Below are 22,683 nucleotides of genomic sequence, written 5' to 3' on the forward strand. Positions count from 1 at the left end.
GATGATTGACATGAATCGTACACAAGTTATGCTCGCTATTCCCGGGAACTGGTCTTCCGCGGAAGGCGTGAACGAACAAATCAGTTTACATAGTGAAGGCTACACGATGGCCGGCTTATTGCTGCTCGAAGATGAGACGGGCAAAGCGTTCACCGTAGAAGTCGTGGAACGTGACCCGGCTCTTGCCGAGGCCATGATCCACGCGAGTTCTGGTGGATTCACACCGAAAGTCGCAAAAGGAATCGCCCGTCACACGCATGTCGTCTACTTGATTGTCGACGTCAACGATTTGACAGACGTCGCCGCCGCGCGTCGTGCCGCAAACGCTGTCTTGAATGCCGGTGGGGTCGGCGTCATGGTCGAGTCGGCTGGTGTTTCCTTCTCGAAAGACGAATGGCAAGAGTCAAAAGAAGAAGACCTTGCGCTTGACTACTCGCTATTGACGGCAATCACGGAAGAAGAGAACGCTTATATGTCTTGGGGAATGAAAGCGTTTGGACATGCGGACGTGGCCGTACCGATGACACTCGAGATCGAAGATGCCATCCATGTGATTCACTCGTTCAACTTCCACCTCATCTCAGGCGGGGCGATGTTCGGTGATGGCGACCATTTCGCATTCGAAGACGGACGTGCTTTCACGGTCGAGATGGGTGAAGACGAGCGGACGACAATCGACAACTTGTTGCATAACCCGTTTGGATTAATCTACCTCGTCCCGCAAGCAGCAGAATAACCAAATGGAGCGCCCGATGGCGCTCCATTTTTATATATTCACGTCGCCAACACGTCGTGATACTCCTCGTGACGGTCGAACTGATTTTTCGTGAACGGACAGAGCGGGATGATTGTTTTCCCTTGCTCACGTGCATATTCGACGACAGCGAGGACGAGCTTCTCCCCAACCCCTTGTCCTCTCAGGTCATCACTCACATACGTATGATCGACAATCAGTTTGTCGGGTCCCGTCGGTACGTAATGTAATTCTGCAGATGGCTTCGCCTCCTCGCCGACATAAAACGTATTTTCTTTTAGTTTGATGTCCATTCACTCAACACTCTCCTCGTCTAATTTTAGTGGGATGAAGAAATGATCACGCGTCGTCCACTCCATCTCACGCATCAAAATATCAAACGAGGTGGACAAAAATTCTTGGACGTGACCACTCGTCGCTTCATCAAGTGGCAAGAAAAATTCGCTCTTCTCCGCATCATAATAACCCGCTTCCGGCTTCAATGTCTCCGTTGGTAACGATCTGAACAAAAACGGATACGGTAACACAAAATAACTCGGACGATCCGTCACGTCGTCTCCGAGCCAAAATCCAAATTCGACAAATTGTTCATCGAAGGCGACACGTTCGATTATTTTATCTTCCGGAAATGGATGTTCAATCGGATAGATGACAAGTGATGAGACATCAAACGTTCCCCAAAAGAGAGCCGGTTTGATTTTCCGACATCGCAATTTCGATAAATATGTTAGTTGTTCGTGCGCCGCCCGCTGAAACAGTCTCAATCCTTTTCGGGCATACGTCGCGTCATAGGCGAGCGGTGTCTCGTCCTTATCGAGTAGCCCTTTGAAGGCCATCTCTTGTGGTTTCGGATTGATGGTGATGTGTACCCCGTGTTCACGAAGGCGCGCGAACAAGTCATCATGATACGACTTAATCGTTTTTCCAGCTTCAATCGGAATGGCGTCCGTCTGTTCCTCGACATGGACGACGAGGCAAGACGTCAATAAGTCCACATCAATCTGTAGCGCCCGCTCTCCCTCAAATAACAACCCTGTCGTGAAACCTTGCACCGTGAGCGGCAACGAGACGTGCCCCCATTGCGGTTCCGGCGGTGCCAGTTTGAGTTTGATCTTTCCGAGAAGCTGCGAAATCAAATGTAAGGTCAATTTCGTATCGTGCCATTCTGAATGCAATGGAATGTGCATCCCCCATCATCCTCTCATCCTTTACACGCACCACTATGGTCACAGATCGGACGTTTCCCAGATTGCCCGCATCCACATAGTGTCGCCCGGTAAGTCGAAATGACCTCATCGCCTTGATCGATCTGAAGGTCACCCCGCACTTCGATTTGTTGCCAATCGTTCAATTTTACGGATGTCGGTACATCTGGTGTCTCCGCATCGCCTCCGTCTTTTCGGACGAATTGGAGGGCACCGCTTGGACAACGTTCAATCACCGTCGCGACATCTGGCGCCTCGGCACCATCTGGTAAAATCCACGGTTTCCGTTGCGTATCAAACACTTCCGGTAGCCCACGTACACATTCTGCCGCATGTACGCAGAGCGACACGTCGTAGTACACATCAATCGATTCTCCCACGTATTGCTTGCCTCGCATCGAATCACCCCTTATGTGTTTGCGGGTCTTTACCCGTTCACTTACGAAAAAAACCCATCATCCTCTAAATCGGATGATGGGTTGATTTTAGGCTTGTCTCATTTCTTGCATGCGTTCGAGTTGATGCGTCAGTTCACCAATTGGGACGAATCGTGCCCGGCGTAGCATCTCTTTCCCGTTGATGAAAAAGAGGACGACCGGTACCGTGAAAATGGAGAAGGATCCCGCAACTTCCGGGACTTCGTCCGAATCCACCGCGACCGCCTCGATGTCAGGGAATTGATGAAGCATCTCTTCGATTTGAGGTTTCAGCGCATGACAGACACTGCATCCTGGATGTGATACGTAGACGAGCAGTTGTTCCGTGCTCGCAATCCGTTCATTCAATCCAGTCAAGGTTGTCATTGCTTCCATCTTACATTCCTCCTATTGATTAAGCGTCGAGCCACAAAACGCCGACCGTCTCAAATCCGGCATGTACCGCGATCGATGGACAGAAGCGTGTCCGTACCACTTCAAGACCTGGCAATTTCGACTCGATGAGCGCGACAAGGTCGTCTTGCATCTTCGGTGCGAGTGCCGTTTGGACGAACACTCGGTTATCCTTCACACCGTTCTCCGCGTGGCGACGTTCGAGTTCACCGACCATTTCCGCATAGGCTTTCTTCAACGAGCGCGCTTTTTTGAACGGGATGACTTTCCCTGTCTCATCGAGCGTGATGATCGGTTTGATGTTCAAGATGTTCGCAAGGAACAGCTCACCCGAAGAAACGCGACCGCCGCGGCGCATCGTTTCCATGTTACCGATAATCATGAAGAAGTTTTTCTTATCACGCCATGCCTCGAGCAATGCGACAATCTCTTCGATGGATTTGCCATCTTGTTCAGCCGCTTTTCCGATTCGAACGAGCTCTTGTTGCGCTTCGAGCGCGGCGTGCGAGTCGATCGTATACACTTTGAAGTCAGCCGCCTCTGCCGCTGCTTTTGAGTTTTTCGCCGTGCTGCTCAATCCGTTCGAGCAGTGGACGGCGATGGCACAGTCATATCCTTCTTCTTTCAAGCGTTCGTAGCGGCCGATAAAATCTCCGAAAATCGGTTGTGACGTCTTCGCTTCTTTCTTTTGATCAATCATATATCGATGCAAGTCTTCAAGCGAGAGATTTGTTTCACTGTAGCCGTTGCCATCCACAATCAATTGAATCGGGACGATATCTACACCGAGACGTGATGCCTCTTCTTGTGAGAAGTTGGCCATACTGTCGGTAATCCATGCGATTTTTGTCATAACTAAAAAGCCTCCAATGGTCGTTCATTTTGATCCAACCTCATTATACCTTATTTTCTGTCCCGATTCCTACCCGACCGAACGGGACGCAAAAACAGAGCGACACACGGTCGCCCTGCTTCTTTTTTCACTTTGTCGAAATCAATTTCGTATGGGCGAACTCGTCATGCGGCAACTCGAGGTCTTTATTCGACTTCATCTGTTGAAGCGCTCGAATGAGTGGAATCCCAAGCGTCGCCGGATAGACGACATCTTTATAAAGCGTCCGTTTGATGACCTGCTCGAGGGAGAGCGGACGTCCGTCCGCACTCACGACTTTAATCCCGACGACTCGGTCTCCGAGTGTCTGACCGTTTTGATACAGCATACAGTAAACCTCTCCGGCCATCGTCACAACGGTCGGCAAGTAATACCGCTTCACTTCCTTGTCGGGCCATACCTTTTTACGGATGGCCTTTTCAATCAATTTGGCCGGCGTCTGAAAAACGACTTGGTCGATTTGACCGGCGACGGCTCGTTTCCAAAGTGGGACTGCCACAGCAATCATCCTTTCTCTCGGTTCTAGCCTTTTATTTCCTCTTTTACCGGCTGACGAAACCCTGAGAACGGACATCCGCTTCGTGCGAACAAGTTCGGCGTCTTGATGATGTTGTCGTAATGTTCATGGAAGACGTGCGTCGTCGCAGGCGATAGAGGGGGGATGAGCCAGCTCCACTGCCCGGTGACGTCACGCCCTGCTTCCCGTTCATTCTTTTCGAATCGCTTGAACTGTTTGGCCGCGGTATGGTGGTCAACAATCGTGACACCCGCCCGCTCGAAAGATTGGAGGACGGCAATATTCAATTCAACGAGCGCGCGATCCCGCCAAAGTGAACGCTCTTTCGACGTATCGAGCCCGAGTGAGCGGCCGACGAGCGGCAACAAGTCATAGCGATCGGTGTCTGCCAAGTTACGCGCACCGATTTCTGTCTCCATATACCATCCATTGAACGGCACTGACGTAAAACGGAGACCGCCGATTTCAAGTTCCATGTCAGCGATGGCCGGAACGGCATGCCATTTGATCGGACGACCATCAAACAAATCAAACTCCTCGTGAACGATTTCTACTTCGAGCACGGCATCGCTCGGCAAGTCGTATAGACGAACGTCCTGACCGTCCGTAATCACGAGCGGCAAGATATCAAACGGCGTGCCGTCCCCGACCCATCCGAGTTGTTCGGCCCGTTTCGTCATCGTCACGGACATCGGGTCTCCGATGATTCCGTCCGGTGTCTCATATCCGGCATACCGAATCAGCTGCGTGTTCAACAGTTTAAACTCGTTCGGAAGGATCGTCATCGTCGAGCGGATTTTCCCACCGTTCGTGGCGAAATGAAGATGTTCCACAAGCCGCGCGTAGACGTCATCAAACGTTTTCGCATTCCGGGCATCGATCACATGAAGCGTCTGCCAAAACAATCGTCCGATACAACGGTTCGAGTTCCGCCATGCCACTTTTGCACCTTCACACAACTCCTCCGTCGTCAACGAATACGTACCCGTGCGTTCAATTTCTTGTTCGATTTCTCGCAAACGTTCGGAAGGGTCATCTTTCCACTGTCGCATCCACTCGCTCGCTTGTTCATACAAATTCATGTCTTAAGTCTCCTCATTTGTTCTCTCTTCTTCCATCTTAGAGAAAAGGAGACCTTCGTTTCAACTATCCGTTCTCGCACGTGACAGGTTAGACTCACAATCACTCTTCCTAAAAATCGTTTATGAAAAGTTGAAATGACCAATTTCGAAATAACATTCATCTGGCGTCTGCAATTTCCCCATAAGAAAACCCCACTTGTTTGCAAGTGGGGTCAATGAATTAGTTACGCTCGAGGACAAACGTATGGTAGGCAGGGACTGTAACTCTGCCAGTCGTACGTTTGATCGTTTTCGTTCCAGCGCGATCACCGTCGACTATCACGTTCCACGTTCCTTTTGGAAGTTTCACGGATACAGCATTCGGGTTCGCGTTATGTGTAATGTACAAGTCGTTCTTTTGTCCTGGTGCGTCTTCATCAATCAAATACGTGATGACGTTCGCCTCAGACTTGTAGAATTTCAAGAAGCGCTTCACATCAGTCGCTTTCGTCATGCGGAGACCAGGATTTGCTTTCCGCATCTCAATCAAGCCTTTCATGTATTGGACGTCCGCCTTACGGTCGGCTGCCCGCTTCCAGTCGAGCTGATTGATCGAATCCGGTGATTTGTACGAGTTATGGTCGCCTTCTTTCGTACGCATGAACTCCTGACCAGCGTGAAGGAATGTCGTACCTTGGCTCGTCAAGAGAATGCTCGAAGCGAGGCGGTGCATGTCTGTACGCACTTCTTCAGAAGCGTCAGGATTCGTCAACTCCAACTTGTCCCAAAGCGTATGGTTATCGTGTGCTTCGACGTATGTGATTGCTTGCGTCGGTTCTTTCGTGAACCCTTTGATCATGTCGTTATACGTGATTTCCCCGACGATTCCTGTCTTCACGCGGTTCTCCATGCCTTCTTTTCCATTGATGAAGCCATTGTCTTCATCATAGAAGACGCTACCTTTCAATCCATCACGGATGTTGTCATTGAAGTGAGCAACACCAGGCATGTCGTAGGCGTTCTTTTGGTTTGCTTTGAGTTCGGCGTCAAGTGGCGTGCCGAGATCCCAGCCTTCACCGAAGACGAGAATCGATTTGTCGACTTTATTCAATTCTGCACGAACTTTGTTCATCGTATCGACATCGTGAATTCCCATCAAGTCGAAGCGGAAGCCGTCCCAATGGTATTCTTTTGCCCAGTAGACGACTGAATCGACAATGAGTTTTTGCATCATCGCACGCTCAGACGCCGTATCGTTCCCGACACCTGTTCCGTTTGCGAAGTCGCCACCTGCCGTATAACGGTAGTAGTAACCCGGTACGATTTTGTGAAGGTTAGATGCCTGCGCGTCGAACATGTGGTTGTAGACAACGTCCATGACGGCACGTAAGTTGTTGTCATGTAGCCCTTGAATCATTTCTTTCATCTGACTGATTCGCACTTTAGCATCGTAAGGATTCGTTGAATACGATCCTTCTGGTGCGTTGTAGTTTTTCGGGTCGTAGCCCCAGTTATATGTTGCCGTCGGGTTCGTTTCGTCGACAGAAGCCGTGTTATAGTCATAGACCGGGATGAACTGGACGTGTGTCACGCCAAGGTCTTTGACATGGTCGAGTCCCGTCTTCGTCGCTGTCTTCTTCCCGTTCTCGATCAAGCGAGTTCCTGGTTGAACGACACCGAGGTATTTCCCTTTATAGCGAATGCCTGAATCGTATGTGTTCGATGTGACATCAAAAATCGAGAAGTCGCGGACGTGTGTCTCATAGATGATGGCGTCCGTCGCGTTTTTCAACTTCGGCTTCATCGAGTTCCACCGTTTCGGATCTGTTTCTTTCAAGTCGACGATGACCCCTTGGTCACCGTTCACCCCGACAGCTGTCGCATACGGATCGACCGCACGGACTTTCCCTGTCGCATGTGTCACTTGATACGTATACCCGACACCGTCGAGGTCGCCGCGTACTTCAGCCACCCACGTGCCACGTTCCCCACGTTTCATCTGGATGACTTTTTTCAAGTCTTTGTCGTTCGCTGGTCGGTCTTTCGGCATGTTCCATAGCTCGAGCTCGACTTGTTGAGCCGTCGGTGCCCAAAGAACAAATTGAGTTTTTGATTTTTGGTACGTGATGCCGAGTTTGCCATTATAGGCATACTTCGCATCAAACTCTTTTGAACGAAGTACTTTTCCTGCTTGAAGCGTCTGTTCACCAAACTCAGGATGTGAGGCTTTGATGACTTTTGCTAAATCGATATCTTCTTTGAATTCGATTGTGACTGACTTGTCACCAGCCTTTGTGATGGCAGCGACAGTAGCACCATCTACCGTCACTTCATCGATGAACGCATCCGTAATGACGCGGTTCGTCGTGAGCGTTGCTTGACGGAACGTGTCCGCCGAGAATGAGACGAGTTTCGGTGAACGATCGATTTCAGGCTCTGAATAGTAAATCGTTGAATCTCCTTCAACGAGCCAAATTTCTTTCGCTGAACCAAGAACGAAGCGATCTTCCCCGTCTTTCTCCGTCCATTCTCCTTTTTTCGTGATCAAGCCCATAAGTTTTTTCGACTCTGGGTTGGCGAGCTTGACGTTCGCCACGCCACCGAATGCATCTGTTTCGTCAAACGCGATGCTCTGACCGTCCCCACCGTCTGGCCAAGCCCATAGGCCCCAGTCCGTGTATGTATTGTCGTAACGGAAATAGTGAACTTTCATATCAATCTCCGTTGAAGCCGTCTCCCCGTCTGGGTTCGACGTATAAATCTTCGGATCACCTGACTTGATCCACACTTCTGCGACACCATCTTGAATCATGTCGCTCGTGATGAAGCGGTCATTCTCTGACCCTTTATCTTTGTCCCAGTTGTCCGTTCGAACGATGAGACCAATTTTTTCAGGTGAATCGACCGGGAATTCGTAAGCCGCCACCTTTCCGAATGCATCTTCCCCATTAAATGTGAATCCTTTGTTCGGGAAGTAATCTGGGCCATTCGCCCAAAGCCATAAGTTCCAATCCTTTTCGTTATCCGGCGCCTCTTGATAATGGACGACGACGAGTGTCGACTTGCCTTTATCCAAAGCGGACGTCGGCATCGGAAACATTGACAGAATTAGTGCAAACGTTAGCACAACTGCCCATACGGGTTTCCATTGCTTTTTGACCATGAGGGTCCCTCCTTATAGCACTATTTTGAGAAAACGCTTACACAAAAATTGTAAACGGTTTCCTTTGGCGAAGCAACGTTATTTTAGAAAAGGGTCAATTGGCATCATTGTTCTTACAGATTTACTAAGAACAATGAACTAAATAGACAATCGTCCATATTCGTCCCGTTCTTTCTGCTGTTCCGTTGAAAAATCAGTGCACAAAAAACGACGCCCGCACTGGACGTCGCCTTGTTTAGTTCCCGTATTTTTTGAACAACTGATAGTTCTTGTTCCCGCCTGACAAGTTGTACACGTCGGTGAACCCGAGGTTACGGAGCACGTTTTGTGCCGCGTTCCCCGTCACTCCGCCGTTACAATAGACGACGGTCGGCTTGTCCTTGTCCATGTCTTTCGCCGCTTCCCGCAAGTTGCCGAGTGGGACGTTGACCGCACAATCGACACACGCCTTCTCGAACTGCGCTGCTTTCCGCGTATCAATGATTTGCATGTCTTCCCCTGCATCGATTCGTGTCTGCAGCTCGGCTGGTGTGATGAGTCGTGCCGCCTTGTCGATACTGTTCGAAAGGACCATCCCCGTATACATGACCGGATCTTTCGTCGTCGAGAACGGCGGTGCGTATGCGAGGTCAAGGTGAAACAAGTCATCCACTTTCGCCTTCAGTGTGATGGCCGTGACGAAGACGTCGATTCGTTTGTCGACTCCTTCGAACCCGACGATTTGGATGCCGAGCAATTGACGCGTCGAACGATCTGCGACCGCTTTGATCGTCATGTCTTTCCCACCCATGTAGGCAGGCTTATCCGGTTTCGTGTTATGAAGCACCTCGATGTCGTAACCGAGTTCGCGTGCTTCCTTCTCGGAAAGTCCCGTCTGCGCCACCGCAAGTCCGAACACTTTGAAGATACCCGTTCCGAGGATACCGCGATGCTCGAGATGACCGCCCGTGATCACGTCCCCAGCGGTCCGCCCCATCTTGTTCGCTGTCGAACCGAGCGGGCGCCAAATCGGTTTTCCTGTCACGATGGAGAAACTCTCCGCGACGTCTCCAGCCGCATACACGTCCGGGATGTTCGTCTCCATACGTTCATTGACGGCAATCGCTCCCGTCTCACCTAGTTCCACTCCCATCTTCATCGCAAGCTCGACGTTCGGACGGACCCCGACCGATAAGATGACGAAGTCAGTCTCGATCGACTTGCCACTCTCCGTGACGACACGCTCCACATGTCCGTCACCGACAAGTTCCGTCACCGTCTCCCCAAGCATGAGTTCGATTCCGTTCTTCTCGAGGTGTTCCTCGACGCGGCACGCCATGTCTTTATCGAGTGGTGGCATCACCTGCGGCACGCGCTCGATGATTGTCACGTCCACACCGCGTAGCTTCAACTGTTCGGCCATCTCCAAACCGATGAAGCCGGCACCGATGATCGTCGCATGTTTCGGGTTCGTCGAATCGACGAACGACCGTGTCGCTTCGGCGTGCTGAATGTTTCGGATTGGGAAGACGTTATCTGACTTCACACCCGGAATCGGTGGGATGATGCTCGTCGCCCCTGTCGCAAGGACGAGGATGTCATACGAGTCCGTGAACGTGTCACCTGTCTCTAAGTTTTCCACCGTCACCGTCTTCGCGTCCTTGTCGACCGTCGTCACGTTATGACGTGTCATGACGTCGATGTTGTAGCGTTTCTTAAAGAACGACGCGTCACGAGGTGTCAAATCGTCACGTGACTCCACTTCTCCGCCGACGTAGTACGGAATGCCGCAACCTGAGTACGAGATATCATAATCCCTGTCGTAAATCGTAATCTGGGCGTCCTCGTTATTCCGACGTGCTTTCGCTGCGACCGATGTCCCGGCAGCAACAGATCCAATGATGACTAGTTTCATATAACCCACTCCTTAATAAAGTAATAAGCTGATATAGAGGCCGAGCAATGTGATGGCCAGTGTCGGAATCGTCAAGATGATCCCGACTTTGAAATACTCACCCCATCCAATTTTAAGGCCTTTCGAGCGGAGCACATGGAGCCAAAGGAGCGTCGCAAGTGACCCAATCGGGGTGATTTTCGGTCCAAGGTCGGACCCGATAACGTTCGCATAGATTAAGGCTTCCCGAATCTGACCGGTCGTATGCGTCAAGTCGATGGCGAGCGCATCAATCATGACGGTCGGCATATTGTTCATGACCGATGACAAGATGGCAGCCAAGAAGCCCATCCCGAACGTCGCACTGAATGCATTCACTGCGAACCAGTCAATGAAGTTGGCAAGTACTTGTGTCAGTCCCGCGTTTTGTAATCCGTAAACGACGATATACATCCCGAGCGAGAAAAAGACGATGGCCCACGGTGCACCTTTCACGACTTGAGTCGTCTCTACCGCAGATGACCGATTCGCCATCACGAGGAAGAACAAGGCGATGACACCAGCGACGAGCGAGACCGGGATGCCGAGCAAGTCACTCGTGAAATACCCGATGACTAACAAAGCGAGTACGACCCACGACAAGCGGAACATCGTATGGTCTTTGATGACCGACGCCGGTTCGGCCAACTGAGACGCGTCATATTGTTTCGGGATGTCTTTTTTGAAATAGAGATACAAGACGAGCAGACTACCTGCGACTGCGAACACGTTGACGAATACCATCCGCGCCGCATATTCGGCAAACCCGATACCAAAGAAGTCAGCCGAAACGATATTGACCAAGTTCGAGACGATGAAGGGGAGACTTGCCGTGTCGGCGATGAAGCCGGATGCCATGACATATGCCAACACGACCGCGTTCGGCAGTTTGAGTGCTCGTACCATCGCTAAAACGATTGGTGTCAAAATGAGTGCGGCCCCGTCGTTTGCGAACAATGCTGCGACGAGCGCGCCAAGTAAGGTGATATAGACAAATAGCTTCACCCCACCGCCTTTAGCGATTCGTGCCATATGTAAAGCGGCCCATTCAAAAAATCCAATCTCATCTAAAATGAGTGAGATCAAAATCACGGCGATAAACGTGAATGTTGCGTTCCAGATGATGCCCCATACCGTTCCGACGTCATCGAGGTTGACAACGCCTGAAAGGAGGGCGATGACGGCCATCCCCATCGCCGAGTAACCGATGCCAAGGCCTTTCGGTTGCTTGATGATCAGAAAGAGCGTCACCAAAAAAATTAAACTAGCAATCCACTGCACAATGAGTTCCTCCAATAATCTCTATTTATTTCATTAACAAGATGGTTGTAAACCGTGCAACACGAGCGTGATGCCATCTTCTGTCGATTCGACGTCGAGCGTAACATTTTCCGCCAACGCTTCAGCTTCCTTCGCAACGGCAAACGTGAGCGTGTCGAACTGCTTCACCTCGTCTGTCTCTTCTGGTGTCGCCACAGCCAGACCGAGCGTTGGTCCACAGCAACCCGCCTCTGTGATGATACGGACAGATTTTGTCTCTTCCTCTTCTAACGCGGTTTGTAAAAAGTCGATTGCTTCGTTCGTGATGTTCATTGTATTTTCTCCTTTCCTAATTGAGATAGCGCCGAGTATCCGACTGGCAGCTGTTCTTGCCATGCGAGAACCGTCGGACGCGGATAGTTGTTCACGCGCTCTAGCCAAATCGCCTCGCTCGCGACTTTCGATGTCAAGAGCTTACTCGTCACATCGAGTGGCGTAAACGATTGATTGACGACCCAAGCGAACGGTTGAATCGCTGCCCGTTGTAAGTCTGCTGTGAGACGCTCCGCTTCATAGACTGGCGTCGCTTCAGGCAGTGTCGTGATGATGACGTGCGTTTGTTTTGGGTCACGCAGTTTCGGTAACAACTCTTGGACCGCTTCCGGAACGACACCGGTCGACCGTTCGAGTTCACGATGATAGCTCTCTGTCGCATCTAATAACAGAAGCGTATGTCCGGTCGGAGCTGTGTCGATGACGACGAAGCGGTCTTTCGCTTTCGCCACTTGATCAGCAAAGGCACGGAAGACAGCAATCTCTTCTGTACACGGTGAGCGCAAGTCCTCATCGAGCATCATGCGCTGCTCTTCGTTCATGTCCCCTGCTTCCCGGAACACATCCGTCCGATACTTCTCAATCTCGGCTTTCGGATCAATAGCATCGACGGTGAACGTATCGGAAACGTCTGCGCCAATTGTGAGTGCGAAATGAGCGGCCGGGTCTGTTGTCGTCAAATGGACAGCATGCCCTCGTTCGTGAAGAGCGACAGCAAGAAGCGAGGCGAGTGTCGTCTTTCCGACGCCACCTTTCCCCATCGTCATGATCACGCTCGGACCGTCCGCCTCCATTTCGTCGACGAGTTGATCGATCGATCCGTAACGACTCGTGTCATAGCGTGCATCCGAGATGACGACCGACTCCCCGCTCACAAAACGCTGGAGCGCTGATATCCCGACGAGATTTTCATATGCATACGGAAGCGTGAACGTCTCAAGATCGGCGATTCCGTGCGGGAGATTGTCGAGTGCTTGTTGTTGGCGTTCGATGAACCGCTTCGTGTAACGGTCTGTCCCTTCACCTGACTCGACAACACCGTTGATGATGAGTTGCATTCGCTCGATGCCGATGGCGCGAAGCTCGTTCGCGGCTCGCGCCGCTTCGACGAGTGTCGACTTCTCAGGACGAGCGACGAGCAATAACGTCGTCTCGTTTTCATCGATGAGCGTCTCGACGGCTCGTTTGTACTGCACTTGCTTACCCGCAAGACCAGCCAGTGGACCGAGACAAGACGCGCCAGTCGTATTCGTCTCTAAAAATTCATCCCATGCGCTCGGTAGTGTCAGTAATCGGAGCGTATGCCCGGTCGGTGCCGTATCAAAGATGACATGGTCGTATCGTTCCCGTGCTGCCTCGGACGTCAACAGCTCCGTGAATTGGTCGAACGCCGCAATCTCGACCGTACAGGCGCCAGACAACTGTTCTTCCATCGATTGGATGGCAACGTCCGGTAACACGCCCCGATACGGACCGACCATGCGTTCCATATACTGTTTTGCCGCCTGTTCCGGGTCAAAGTTTGCGATTTCGAGCATCGTCCCTGTGACGGATCGCGGTGTCTCATCGAGCTCCATCTCAAACACGTCTTGTAGATTACTCGCCGGGTCGGTCGAGACGAGTAAAATCTGTTTTCCACGATTGGCGAGCGTTAAGGCGAGACTCGATGCCGTCGACGTCTTCCCGACACCGCCTTTCCCGGTCAAAAACACATAGCGGGTCGGTTCAATCGTCTGAAAATCAAATGGCTTCACTGTGAGCATCTCCTTATTTTTTGAGTGAGATTCGAACTTTCGGTTTTTCTCCATCTTGTTTGGCGAATGTGGCAATCGGTAGTCCCGTCAACTCCGCCATCTCTTCATTTGACAAATAAGCGCCTCGTTTCACAATGTCTCCGTCGACGAGCGTCATCGGGAGCACATCGAGCCCATTCGCAATCTCAGCTTGTACATTGACATTCTCGACAAATCGATTCGGTTCCGATGCGAGATTATAGCGCGACACATCAAAGCCCCGTTGCTGTAACACGTAATGGATAGTCGCCACCCGTGTCAGTTCCGGGTCGATGGCCGGTCCACACAATCCGGTCGGACAACACATGGCTGGTTCGAACACTTCAAGTTTCATCTTCATCTCTCCTTAAATGGCACAATTCGGCTCACAATCACAACTCGGCTCAGTCGTCTCTAAATTCGCTAATAAGTCGGTGACGAGCGGATAAAACAGACTTGTCTCGTTCAATCGATAATGGATCCACTGTTTGTCCCGACGCTCGAGCAAGAGCCCTGCCTGGCGTAACATCTTCAAATGGCGACTGATTGCCGGTTGCGAAATATCGAAACAATCGACGAAACTACAGGCGCACTGTTCGCCTGCTTCCATCTGTTTCAACATCGTCAATCGGGTCGGGTCACCTAGCACTTTGAGAACTTTACTTAATTCTTCTACGGTGTACATCTTCATGACACTCCCTTGTATAACAAATTTGTTATATAACGTATCCGTTATGAAATTACCACATTTTTTACCTGCATTCAATTGTCTTTTCAAAAAAAATCCGTTATGATGAAACACGTTGTGAAAACATGTAACGTCAGAACATTTTCTCTCATATAATGCGACGTTTGATCTTCGTGAGACTCGAAGGTCAAAGTCAAAATAAAAAGAGAGGTGTGTTCTTCTTGGAAAAAATGAATACAATCAAACAAGATTGGCTCGGTAATGTCCGAGCAGACCTCCTTGCGGGAATTGTCGTCGCGCTCGCCCTCATCCCTGAGGCGATCGCGTTCTCCCTCATTGCTGGCGTCAATCCGATGGTCGGGCTTTATGCTTCGTTCATCATCGCCATGGTCATTTCAATCGCGGGCGGCCGTCCTGCGATGATTTCGGCTGCCACCGGTGCGATGGCACTCGTCGTCGTCTCGCTCGTTGCCGACCACGGCCTTCAATATTTGCTCGCTGCCGGTATTTTAACGGGGATCATTCAAATCGTCCTCGGTTATCTCGGCATCGCCCGTTTAATGAAGTTCATCCCACGTGCCGTCATGGTCGGATTCGTCAACGCGCTTGCGATTTTGATCTTCCAGGCACAGTTATCAAACTTTGAAGGCGAGAGCTGGATTATCTGGGCAATCGTCGCGGCGTCACTCGCCATTATCTTTTTGTTCCCGCGAGTCACGAAATTGATCCCTGCCCCGCTCGTCGCCATCGTCGTCATGACGATTTTAGCTATCACCCTCGGTCTCGATACGAAAAATATCGGAGACATGGGAACAATCTCAGCAACACTCCCGGAGTTTTTATTCCCGAACGTCCCGTTGACGTTTGAGACGTTGTTGATCATTCTTCCTTACTCGATTTCCCTCGCATTTGTCGGATTGATCGAGTCGCTCTTGACGGCCCAAATCGTTGATGACATGACAGGCACGGACTCGAATAAGAACCGTGAATCTCGTGGCCAAGGGATCTCAAACATCATCGCCGGGTTCTTCGGTGGGATGCCAGGATGTGCAATGATCGGGCAATCGGTCATCAACGTCTCCTCTGGTGCGCGTGGACGTCTCTCGACATTCACGGCCGGACTCGCTTTATTCATCATGATCATGACCATGAGCGACATCTTGATGCTCATCCCTGTCGGCGCGCTCGTTGGTGTCATGTTCTTCGTGTCGTATGCGACATTTGACTGGGGCTCGCTCAAAGCAATGCGGACCGCTCAAAAGTCAGACACAGTCGTCATGCTCGTCACCGTACTCGTCACGGTCATTACCCACGACTTATCACTCGGTGTGTTTGCTGGTATTTTGACAGCAGCGATTCTCTTCGCCGCGAAAATCTCAAAAGTCGAGCTCGACCGCAATATCGATGCCAACCAGGCTCGATATATCGTGAACGGACAATTGTTCTTCGCCTCGACGTCTGAATTCGTCAACCAGTTTGATGTGACAGAAGACGTGGATGCAGGTGTCAAACAGGTCACCATCGATTTTGCGAATACGCATCTTTGGGATGACTCGGCCATCGGCGCCATCGATAAGGTCGTCTTCAAATACCGTGAAGTCGGAATTGAACCTGAACTTCTCAATTTGAATAAAGACTCTGAAAAACTGCTCAACACGCTCGCGCTTCACTTGAAGCAACAAGACGCGAACGCAGGACATTGATTCGGCATTCCCCCGCTTCACTAAATCACCTATACTAAATGTAGAACGTGCGAAAGAGGAGGAGTTTTCATGGGAAAGGTATTTTTAGCGGCAGATGGTTCTGCCCACTCGAAACGTGCGCTTGAAAAGGCGATTCAACTCGCAAAGGCGTCCAATGCGTCGATTGACATCGTCCATGTCATCAGTGCGAAAGAATCAAAAGAGGCCGCCCTCAACTCGACGGGCAAAATCGACTTGGAAACAAAACGGAAGCAGATGCTCAAACCGTTATTCGATTTGACGGAAGCAGAAGGCATCCCTTACGAGTACATCGAACTTCGTGGTGAACCGGACGTTGAGCTCGTCAAATATGCGAACCACGAGCCGTACGAATATGTCGTCGTCGGATCGCGTGGATTGAACACGTTCCAAGAGTTCGTGCTCGGTAGCGTCAGTCATAAACTCGCCAAACGTGCACTCGCTCCTGTCATCATCGTCAAATGATTCATCTTCCCCGTCTCTTCGTGAGATGGGGATTTTTTGTGTCTCATACAGGGGACGCCCTGTTCGTGTAGAATGTGTAAGGACAGTCTATTTACTGAAGGAGGTTCTCGCTATGGATATCGCAAACGACCCGAATACACTTTTTCTCATCCTGTTACCTGTACTCATCCTGCAACTGATCTTACTCGTCGTCGCTTTGATCGACTTGTTCAAACGGGACATGACGAACGGCCCGAAATGGGTATGGCTCCTCGTCATCGTTTTCATCAACATTCTCGGCCCAATCATCTACTTCTTATGGGGACGGACGCCGCGATGAAAGTCACACAGTTAACCAAACGATTCGGCTCCTTCACGGCACTCGATGATGTCAGCTTTGAACTGCGCCCAGGATGTACCTCGTTACTCGGGGAAAACGGTGCCGGTAAGACAACTTTGTTGAACTTGCTCGCCCGAGTCACAGACCCGACGAGTGGAGACATGAGCGGACATGACCAGATTCGGGTTGGCTATTTGCCCCAGCGACCAGCCCTCTATCCATCCCTCACGCCAGTCGAGACAATTCGCTACGCTGCTGAATTGACGGGAACGAAACACGTTGATCCTATCCAACTATTAAAACGCGTCGGTCTTGAGCCGGTCGACCGTCCAGCCTCGAACTTATCGGGCGGGATGCGTCAGCGTCTAGGCATCGCCCAGGCACTCGTCCATGACCCTGAATTACTGTTACTCGACGAGCCGGTCTCAGCTTTAGATCCACGCGGTCGACGGGAAGTGCTCGACTTGTTGAGCGACTTGAAACGAGAGCGAATGATTCTCTATTCGACACACGTCCTCCCGGATGCTGAAGAAGCGAGCGACTGGGTGCTCTTGCTTCGACAAGGTAAACTACTGATGGAAGGTACGGTGACCGACTTGCTCGGATTGAAATCCACGATTGAATTACGTCTCTTCGACGACCCGACGAGCGGGACAGATTGGGAAGCGTTGAACGGTGTGCGTCGTGTGACGAAAAATGGCTCGACGTGGACGTTCGAGTCGCCGGACCGGGATATCGCTGAACGTGCAATCTTGAACCGGATCCTTGAACTGAACGTCACCGTCCAATCGTTACACGTCGGGCATCCGTCACTCGAGTCCTTGTTCTTGGAGGTGAACGCCTGATGCGCACGGCAATTTTCAAACAAGAATGGCGGGAGTCGTGGGCGAACAAGCGACTAATCTGGATTCCGATCGCTCTCATGCTCCTCGCCTCCATGCAGCCGCTCACGCTTTATTTTTTACCAGATATTCTCGCTTCCGGCGGGAACTTACCGGACGGTGCCGTCATTGAAATTCCGACACCGACACCGGAAGAAGTATTGATTTCTGTCAGCGAACAGCTTCGCCAAATCGGGCTCCTCGTCGTCCTCTTGTCGGCGATGCATACGTTCAGCCATGAACGGACGAACGGGACACTCGCCTGGCTCAAGTCGTTACAAATCCCGATGTCACGCATCGTCGTCAGCAAATGGGGACATTACGCCCTACTGACCGTCGGTGGCATCTTGCTCGCACAAGCGGCAGCCGCCTATTATACGGTCATTTTATTCGACGCATTCGATTGGCTCGACTTTCTCATATCGACCACACTCCTCATCTGTCATTTTGTTGTTCAGTTATCGATTTTCTTCCTCATCGCCGCGATGTTGGAAAGTGGTGTCGTCGCGGTCGTGTTGACGCTCGGTCTCCATTTCGTCATGTCGCTCCTCATCGGTTGGGTCGACCTCGAATGGATGCCTTGGATGCTCGGTCCGTTATCGAGTGAAGTGCTCCTGACAGAAGTAGATCTCATGTGGCCGCTCATGACCGGAATGCTCGTCGTCATCCTCTCGCTTTATGTGGCGTCGAAACGTCTTCGGTTCATGAACCATTCGGCGTAAACGTCTGATTCTTCAATTGAATCCTTTGACTCAGCTTGAAATTGGATAAATATGGGTATCTCTTCTGTATTCGTATGGAGGAGGTTCAATCGATGGCATGGAAAAGGAAAATCGGTATCGGATTTTTAATGGGTGCCTTATGGGTGAGTCCCCAACTCGTTTCCGCTGAAGGGTCGTTTCAACAGACCGAAGACGGGATTGTTTACACGTCGAGTGACGGGACGCTGTTGACGGGGTGGCAACAAATTGATGACAACATGTATTATCTCGATGCGGAAGGGATCCTTCTCACTGGATGGCAACAAATCGAAGAAGCTACATATTATTTTGAAACGGATGGTCGCCTCGTCACCGGCAGCTATTCCATCGACGGAACGACCTATACCTTTGGTGAAGACGGAAAACTGCTGACCGGATGGCAAGAACGAGATAGGCTCCTCTATTATTACGATGAGACTGGTCAGCCCGTCACAGGATTCCAGACGATTGACGACAAGCGCTACTATTTCTCAGACAAAGGCGTTCGCCTCTCCGGTTGGCAGCAAATCGCCGGGGCAAAGCATTACATCTTTTCAGACGGGACGATTCGTACCGGTATGTATACGCTCGGTGGCAAATCCTACTTTCTGCTGAATGATGGTAAAGTCGCGACCGGATGGCAAACAATCAAAACCCGTTCCTACTACTTTGGAAATGACGGGGTCCGTCGCCAAGGCCTGGCCTGGGTCGGGAAAGACGTATATGGATTTCACCCGACTTACGGATATAGCCTGAAAGGGGCATATCGGTTGCGCGACCGCAATTACTTATTCGATTCAACAGGAAAGCGGCTATATGGGTTACAACGGATCAATGGCAAAACATACGGTTTCCACCATCAGTACGGGTATCGTCTAAAAGGGAAATTCAAGATGGGCAATGAAACGTACTTCTTTCATTCGACCGGCGTACAAGAGACCGGATGGAAATATTCGACACGCTATGAGTACTTCGCACCGGCACTGACGAAGAAAACGGACTGGCAGCTGATCAAAGGACAATGGTACTACTTCGATGCCAATGGACGCATGTACCAAAACAAACGTGTCGGCAATGCCTCGTTTGATGCGAAAGGAGTCTATTCCCCTCGGCTATCGATGTATAAGATGAGCGTCCCAATCTATCGTCAGTTCCCGATGGGGTATCCGTCCGGTTGTGAATTCTTCTCGCTCAAAATGGCGCTTGAAGAAAAAGGTCGTGCTGTCAGCGCATCGACCTTATACAACGAGATGCCGAAGAGTATGTGGAACGCGCGTTATGAGAATCGGTTATATCGCTGGGTCGACCCGAACGTCATGTTCACCGGCGACCCACGCCGTACATTAGGCAAATACAAGAACTACGGCATTTACCCGAAAGGCATGATTGGATTTTCTAGTAAATATCGCCCGGTAAAAGACTTGTCGGGGCAAGGGCTCGCTTCAATCGAACGTGAGCTGGCGATGGGCAACCCCGTCATCGTCTGGGCAAGTGTCGACTTCAATAAACCTTACGGCTATTTCAATTGGTACACTGCTTCAAACAAGAAGTTCACCGGATACGTGAATTACCACGTCATGTTGGCGACCGGTTATGACAAATCAAATCTATATATCAATGACCCATATCGTGGTCGACTCGTCGTTCCGAAATCGAAAGTGAGCGCCGTCATGGGTGCCACGGGATGGAAAGCGCTCGCGGTCAGATAAGTGGGAACGTGTCTTTCATGAGGGAGACACGTTTTTTGCTGTCTGATTAGGAGAATAGTACGAAAAACAGAAATATAAATTCCTATTTTTATTCATAAATATTGAAATTAAACTTCTTAATGATACACTCCCATTAAGAAGTTGAAGCGCTTACATTTTCTAAGGAGGAACTTTCATGAAAAAATGGATTGGTGGTATGGCAGCATTGACGCTACTCTCGACTTCAATCGTCTTGCTTGATGCGGATGCGAAATCTGAACCGAAAAATCCTAAGGTCGAGCTTGGTGTCGACCGCTTGATGGAGAATCCGGATATCTTGAAAGGAAAACGAGTCGGACTGATCACAAATCCGACCGGGATCAACGCGGAGCGGACAAGCATCGTCGATTTGTTCGACCAGTCCGATGACTTTGAATTGACGGCACTATATGGACCCGAACACGGCGTTCGAGGGGATGCCCAGGCCGGCTCCACTGTCAGCTCTTACATCGATGAGGTGACAGGTTTGCCCGTATATAGTTTATATGGCGCTACGAAAAAACCGACTCCTGAAATGTTAGAAAATGTGGATGTGCTCGTCTTTGACATTCAAGACGTTGGGACTCGCTATTATACGTATATCTACACAATGGCATATGCGATGGAAGCTGCTGCCGAGAATGGAATTCCATTCGTCGTCCTCGACCGCCCGAACCCCCAAGGTGGTCTTCGCGTCGATGGTCCGGTGCTCGACCCTGACTACTCCAGCTTCATCGGGCTCTATCCGATTCCCTTGAAGCATGGAATGACAGTCGGCGAACTCGCGCAGTTGTTCAATAGTGAGTATCACATTCAGGCCGACCTCGAAGTCGTCAAAATGAAGGGATGGAAGCGTTCGATGATGTATGAGGATACGGGGCTTCCATTCGTCATGCCGTCCCCAAACATGCCGACGACTGACACAGTCAACGTCTATCCTGCGACCGGATTATTTGAAGGAACGAATTTATCTGAAGGGCGCGGGACGACAAAACCGTTCCAGTTGATCGGCGCCCCGTATATACAAGCACACGAGTATGCGAAAGAGCTGAACGACCTTGACTTGCCTGGTGTCGCCTTCCGGGCCGCCTCGTTCACGCCGACATTCTCCAAACATGCGGGCAAACTGACGCACGGGGTCGAGGTCTATGTCACCGACCCGACTCGATTCGAATCAACGAAAACTGGGATAGCGATGATTCAAACGGCACACGATTTGTATCCGGACGACTTTGCGTTTCTAGCGAACGACTTCATCACTAAACTGACAGGAAACGCCTATGTGAAAGACATGATTCTCGAAGGAGCACCGCTTGATGAGATCCTGACTAAAGTCGAGGACGAACGGGATGCGTTCCTTCCGATTCGTAAAGACTACTTGATGTATAAGTGACAGAAGGATGGGCTCACGAAGAGTCCATCCTTTTTGTAATGAAATGGTAAAACCAAAAATCAACCAAATAATATAGAATATAAGAAGTTTAACAAAAGGAGTCGATCCATTTGAGAAAAATCATGACCGCTATCCTCTTGACCTTCTTCATGTCGCTATCGGCAACGTTGTCGCAACAATCCATCGTTGCACATGCGTATACGGAAGTATCGGTCAATACGAAAGGGTATGTGACGAATATTAGTAAATTATACGCGCGCCCCACACCATCGCTCGGTGCCCCACGACTGAATGCCATTCCTCGTGACGGCTCGATGCACGTACGCACCACCTTTTTTGTGAATGGAGAGCGTTGGTACAAGATTCAATGGGGCAGCGGGTACGCCTATGTGCCTGGGGATTATGTCCGTTTGTCTACTGCCGAAGTTCGTTTCACGACTCCGACCTACGTCAAACCTTCGAGCGTGTATGTGAAGTCTGCACCGCTGACGACTTCGTCGAACGTCAAATTTTTACGCCAAGGCACTGCACTCGAAACAATCTCGTATCGCTATACGGGAACGTCTCGATGGTATAAAGTCCGTTACGGCTCGTACGTCGGGTATCTTCAAGCCAAGCATGTCAGCTTCACGTCGCCAGTCAACGTGTTAACAGAGACGAACAAAGAACGACAGGCAGCCGGCTTATCGCTACTCGCCGCTTCGAACGAAGCAAACCGTGTCGCACAAGTCCGAGCGGATGAAATGGCTAGGACAGGTCAGTTCTCCCATACGTTGAAGGAGAACGGTACGCCTGGTGATACATTACGTGCCTATGGCGTGTCGTACCGGGGATGGGGAGAAAACATTTACAAAGGCTCGAGCGACCCGGTCCGGGCGGTGGACGCCTGGATGAACAGCAGCGGTCACCGTGCCAACATCTTGAACGCGAACTATACACATCTCGGGATTGGGAAAGCGACCGATGCCCAAGGGTCGACCATTCACGTTCAAATCTTTTTGACGAAATAATCAATGGGAACCAGTCACGTCGGTGGCTGGTTTTTTGGCA

The 22,683-nt window shown here is 50.6% G+C and carries 23 protein-coding genes; 9 read left to right on the forward strand and 14 right to left on the reverse strand.

Annotation, left to right across the window (positions count from 1 at the left end; all coding sequences use genetic code 11):
- The first annotated feature begins 10 nt into the window (after positions 1-10).
- Positions 11-736 carry a DUF4261 domain-containing protein gene (locus tag KNO86_RS05715; RefSeq protein ID WP_214693859.1) on the forward strand — a complete coding sequence of 242 codons (726 nt, stop codon included), beginning with the start codon at positions 11-13 and terminating at the stop codon, positions 734-736.
- Between the two features lie 38 nt (positions 737-774).
- On the opposite strand, the gene KNO86_RS05720 is transcribed toward KNO86_RS05715, so the two are convergent.
- From KNO86_RS05720 to KNO86_RS05785, 14 genes are all read right to left on the reverse strand, one after another.
- The gene (locus tag KNO86_RS05720) at positions 775-1,047 is read right to left on the reverse strand and encodes a GNAT family N-acetyltransferase (RefSeq protein ID WP_214693861.1); all 273 of its coding nucleotides are present in this window, start codon (positions 1,045-1,047) and stop codon (positions 775-777) included.
- Positions 1,048-1,941 carry a DUF5996 family protein gene (locus KNO86_RS05725; protein WP_214693863.1) on the reverse strand — a complete coding sequence of 298 codons (894 nt, stop codon included), beginning with the start codon at positions 1,939-1,941 and terminating at the stop codon, positions 1,048-1,050.
- A gap of 14 nt (positions 1,942-1,955) precedes the next feature.
- The gene (locus KNO86_RS05730; protein ID WP_214693869.1) at positions 1,956-2,357 is read right to left on the reverse strand and encodes a (4Fe-4S)-binding protein; all 402 of its coding nucleotides are present in this window, start codon (positions 2,355-2,357) and stop codon (positions 1,956-1,958) included.
- An 87-nt stretch (positions 2,358-2,444) separates the two neighbouring features.
- Complete coding sequence (locus KNO86_RS05735; RefSeq protein ID WP_074036441.1) at positions 2,445-2,771, reverse strand: thioredoxin family protein; 327 nt, start codon at positions 2,769-2,771, stop codon at positions 2,445-2,447.
- A 19-nt stretch (positions 2,772-2,790) separates the two neighbouring features.
- Entirely contained in the window at positions 2,791-3,642 is an 852-nt protein-coding gene (locus tag KNO86_RS05740) for a DegV family protein (protein WP_214693871.1), read from the reverse strand.
- A gap of 127 nt (positions 3,643-3,769) precedes the next feature.
- On the reverse strand, positions 3,770-4,189 hold the full coding sequence (locus tag KNO86_RS05745) for an RDD family protein (protein WP_214693873.1): 420 nt from the start codon (positions 4,187-4,189) through the stop codon (positions 3,770-3,772).
- A gap of 14 nt (positions 4,190-4,203) precedes the next feature.
- The gene (locus KNO86_RS05750; RefSeq protein ID WP_214693875.1) at positions 4,204-5,280 is read right to left on the reverse strand and encodes a nitric oxide synthase oxygenase; all 1,077 of its coding nucleotides are present in this window, start codon (positions 5,278-5,280) and stop codon (positions 4,204-4,206) included.
- A gap of 220 nt (positions 5,281-5,500) precedes the next feature.
- Positions 5,501-8,422 carry a type I pullulanase gene (pulA, locus tag KNO86_RS05755; protein WP_214693877.1) on the reverse strand — a complete coding sequence of 974 codons (2,922 nt, stop codon included), beginning with the start codon at positions 8,420-8,422 and terminating at the stop codon, positions 5,501-5,503.
- A 235-nt stretch (positions 8,423-8,657) separates the two neighbouring features.
- Positions 8,658-10,316, reverse strand: coding sequence for an FAD-dependent oxidoreductase (locus KNO86_RS05760; protein WP_214693879.1), 1,659 nt, complete (start codon positions 10,314-10,316; stop codon positions 8,658-8,660).
- Positions 10,317-10,328: 12 nt separating this feature from the next.
- Positions 10,329-11,615: an arsenic transporter gene (locus KNO86_RS05765; protein WP_214693881.1), complete on the reverse strand. Its 1,287-nt coding sequence runs from the start codon at positions 11,613-11,615 to the stop codon at positions 10,329-10,331.
- Between the two features lie 33 nt (positions 11,616-11,648).
- The gene (locus KNO86_RS05770) at positions 11,649-11,927 is read right to left on the reverse strand and encodes a Fe-S cluster assembly protein HesB (protein ID WP_214693883.1); all 279 of its coding nucleotides are present in this window, start codon (positions 11,925-11,927) and stop codon (positions 11,649-11,651) included.
- Positions 11,924-13,690, reverse strand: a complete 1,767-nt coding sequence (gene arsA / locus KNO86_RS05775; protein ID WP_214693884.1) for an arsenical pump-driving ATPase — start codon at positions 13,688-13,690, stop codon at positions 11,924-11,926. The genes KNO86_RS05770 and arsA overlap by 4 nt, the downstream gene beginning before the upstream one ends.
- Before the next feature lie 4 nt (positions 13,691-13,694).
- Positions 13,695-14,054, reverse strand: coding sequence for an arsenite efflux transporter metallochaperone ArsD (gene arsD / locus KNO86_RS05780; protein WP_214693885.1), 360 nt, complete (start codon positions 14,052-14,054; stop codon positions 13,695-13,697).
- Positions 14,055-14,066: 12 nt separating this feature from the next.
- Positions 14,067-14,384 carry an ArsR/SmtB family transcription factor gene (locus KNO86_RS05785; RefSeq protein WP_214693887.1) on the reverse strand — a complete coding sequence of 106 codons (318 nt, stop codon included), beginning with the start codon at positions 14,382-14,384 and terminating at the stop codon, positions 14,067-14,069.
- A 224-nt stretch (positions 14,385-14,608) separates the two neighbouring features.
- Here KNO86_RS05785 and KNO86_RS05790 point away from each other — a divergent pair, with 224 nt between their 5' ends.
- The 8 genes from KNO86_RS05790 (at position 14,609) to KNO86_RS05825 (ending at position 22,643) form a co-directional block, all read left to right on the forward strand.
- Complete coding sequence (locus KNO86_RS05790; RefSeq protein ID WP_483298398.1) at positions 14,609-16,090, forward strand: SulP family inorganic anion transporter; 1,482 nt, start codon at positions 14,609-14,611, stop codon at positions 16,088-16,090.
- A gap of 69 nt (positions 16,091-16,159) precedes the next feature.
- Positions 16,160-16,573, forward strand: coding sequence for a universal stress protein (locus tag KNO86_RS05795; RefSeq protein ID WP_214693889.1), 414 nt, complete (start codon positions 16,160-16,162; stop codon positions 16,571-16,573).
- Positions 16,574-16,685: 112 nt separating this feature from the next.
- Complete coding sequence (locus KNO86_RS05800; protein ID WP_078147432.1) at positions 16,686-16,892, forward strand: PLD nuclease N-terminal domain-containing protein; 207 nt, start codon at positions 16,686-16,688, stop codon at positions 16,890-16,892.
- Positions 16,889-17,737 (forward strand): ABC transporter ATP-binding protein, encoded by an 849-nt coding sequence (locus KNO86_RS05805; protein WP_214693891.1) that lies wholly within the window; start codon positions 16,889-16,891, stop codon positions 17,735-17,737. The genes KNO86_RS05800 and KNO86_RS05805 overlap by 4 nt, the downstream gene beginning before the upstream one ends.
- A complete protein-coding gene (locus KNO86_RS05810) occupies positions 17,737-18,495 on the forward strand; it encodes an ABC transporter permease (RefSeq protein ID WP_214693893.1) in 759 nt (252 codons plus the stop codon). The genes KNO86_RS05805 and KNO86_RS05810 overlap by 1 nt, the downstream gene beginning before the upstream one ends.
- Before the next feature lie 92 nt (positions 18,496-18,587).
- The gene (locus tag KNO86_RS05815) at positions 18,588-20,222 is read left to right on the forward strand and encodes a C39 family peptidase (protein WP_214693895.1); all 1,635 of its coding nucleotides are present in this window, start codon (positions 18,588-18,590) and stop codon (positions 20,220-20,222) included.
- Positions 20,223-20,418: 196 nt separating this feature from the next.
- Positions 20,419-21,633 (forward strand): exo-beta-N-acetylmuramidase NamZ family protein, encoded by a 1,215-nt coding sequence (locus tag KNO86_RS05820; RefSeq protein WP_251126940.1) that lies wholly within the window; start codon positions 20,419-20,421, stop codon positions 21,631-21,633.
- Positions 21,634-21,743: 110 nt separating this feature from the next.
- On the forward strand, positions 21,744-22,643 hold the full coding sequence (locus KNO86_RS05825) for a CAP domain-containing protein (protein ID WP_251126900.1): 900 nt from the start codon (positions 21,744-21,746) through the stop codon (positions 22,641-22,643).
- Positions 22,644-22,683: the final 40 nt, after the last annotated feature.

Origin of the sequence: Exiguobacterium sp. s160, assembly GCF_018617575.1 — a bacterium.
Taxonomy (GTDB): domain Bacteria; phylum Bacillota; class Bacilli; order Exiguobacteriales; family Exiguobacteriaceae; genus Exiguobacterium; species Exiguobacterium aestuarii_A.

What these genes read in the sequence shown, in the direction of transcription:
- KNO86_RS05715 (WP_214693859.1), top strand. Translation starts at nt 11, where the DNA reads ATGAATCGTACACAAGTTATGCTCGCTATTCCCGGGAACTGGTCTTCC.
- KNO86_RS05720 (WP_214693861.1), bottom strand. Translation starts at nt 1,047, where the DNA reads ATGGACATCAAACTAAAAGAAAATACGTTTTATGTCGGCGAGGAGGCG.
- KNO86_RS05725 (WP_214693863.1), bottom strand. Translation starts at nt 1,941, where the DNA reads ATGCACATTCCATTGCATTCAGAATGGCACGATACGAAATTGACCTTA.
- KNO86_RS05730 (WP_214693869.1), bottom strand. Translation starts at nt 2,357, where the DNA reads ATGCGAGGCAAGCAATACGTGGGAGAATCGATTGATGTGTACTACGAC.
- KNO86_RS05735 (WP_074036441.1), bottom strand. Translation starts at nt 2,771, where the DNA reads ATGGAAGCAATGACAACCTTGACTGGATTGAATGAACGGATTGCGAGC.
- KNO86_RS05740 (WP_214693871.1), bottom strand. Translation starts at nt 3,642, where the DNA reads ATGACAAAAATCGCATGGATTACCGACAGTATGGCCAACTTCTCACAA.
- KNO86_RS05745 (WP_214693873.1), bottom strand. Translation starts at nt 4,189, where the DNA reads ATGATTGCTGTGGCAGTCCCACTTTGGAAACGAGCCGTCGCCGGTCAA.
- KNO86_RS05750 (WP_214693875.1), bottom strand. Translation starts at nt 5,280, where the DNA reads ATGAATTTGTATGAACAAGCGAGCGAGTGGATGCGACAGTGGAAAGAT.
- pulA (WP_214693877.1), bottom strand. Translation starts at nt 8,422, where the DNA reads ATGGTCAAAAAGCAATGGAAACCCGTATGGGCAGTTGTGCTAACGTTT.
- KNO86_RS05760 (WP_214693879.1), bottom strand. Translation starts at nt 10,316, where the DNA reads ATGAAACTAGTCATCATTGGATCTGTTGCTGCCGGGACATCGGTCGCA.
- KNO86_RS05770 (WP_214693883.1), bottom strand. Translation starts at nt 11,927, where the DNA reads ATGAACATCACGAACGAAGCAATCGACTTTTTACAAACCGCGTTAGAA.
- arsA (WP_214693884.1), bottom strand. Translation starts at nt 13,690, where the DNA reads ATGCTCACAGTGAAGCCATTTGATTTTCAGACGATTGAACCGACCCGC.
- arsD (WP_214693885.1), bottom strand. Translation starts at nt 14,054, where the DNA reads ATGAAACTTGAAGTGTTCGAACCAGCCATGTGTTGTCCGACCGGATTG.
- KNO86_RS05785 (WP_214693887.1), bottom strand. Translation starts at nt 14,384, where the DNA reads ATGTACACCGTAGAAGAATTAAGTAAAGTTCTCAAAGTGCTAGGTGAC.
- KNO86_RS05795 (WP_214693889.1), top strand. Translation starts at nt 16,160, where the DNA reads ATGGGAAAGGTATTTTTAGCGGCAGATGGTTCTGCCCACTCGAAACGT.
- KNO86_RS05800 (WP_078147432.1), top strand. Translation starts at nt 16,686, where the DNA reads ATGGATATCGCAAACGACCCGAATACACTTTTTCTCATCCTGTTACCT.
- KNO86_RS05805 (WP_214693891.1), top strand. Translation starts at nt 16,889, where the DNA reads ATGAAAGTCACACAGTTAACCAAACGATTCGGCTCCTTCACGGCACTC.
- KNO86_RS05810 (WP_214693893.1), top strand. Translation starts at nt 17,737, where the DNA reads ATGCGCACGGCAATTTTCAAACAAGAATGGCGGGAGTCGTGGGCGAAC.
- KNO86_RS05815 (WP_214693895.1), top strand. Translation starts at nt 18,588, where the DNA reads ATGGCATGGAAAAGGAAAATCGGTATCGGATTTTTAATGGGTGCCTTA.
- KNO86_RS05820 (WP_251126940.1), top strand. Translation starts at nt 20,419, where the DNA reads ATGGCAGCATTGACGCTACTCTCGACTTCAATCGTCTTGCTTGATGCG.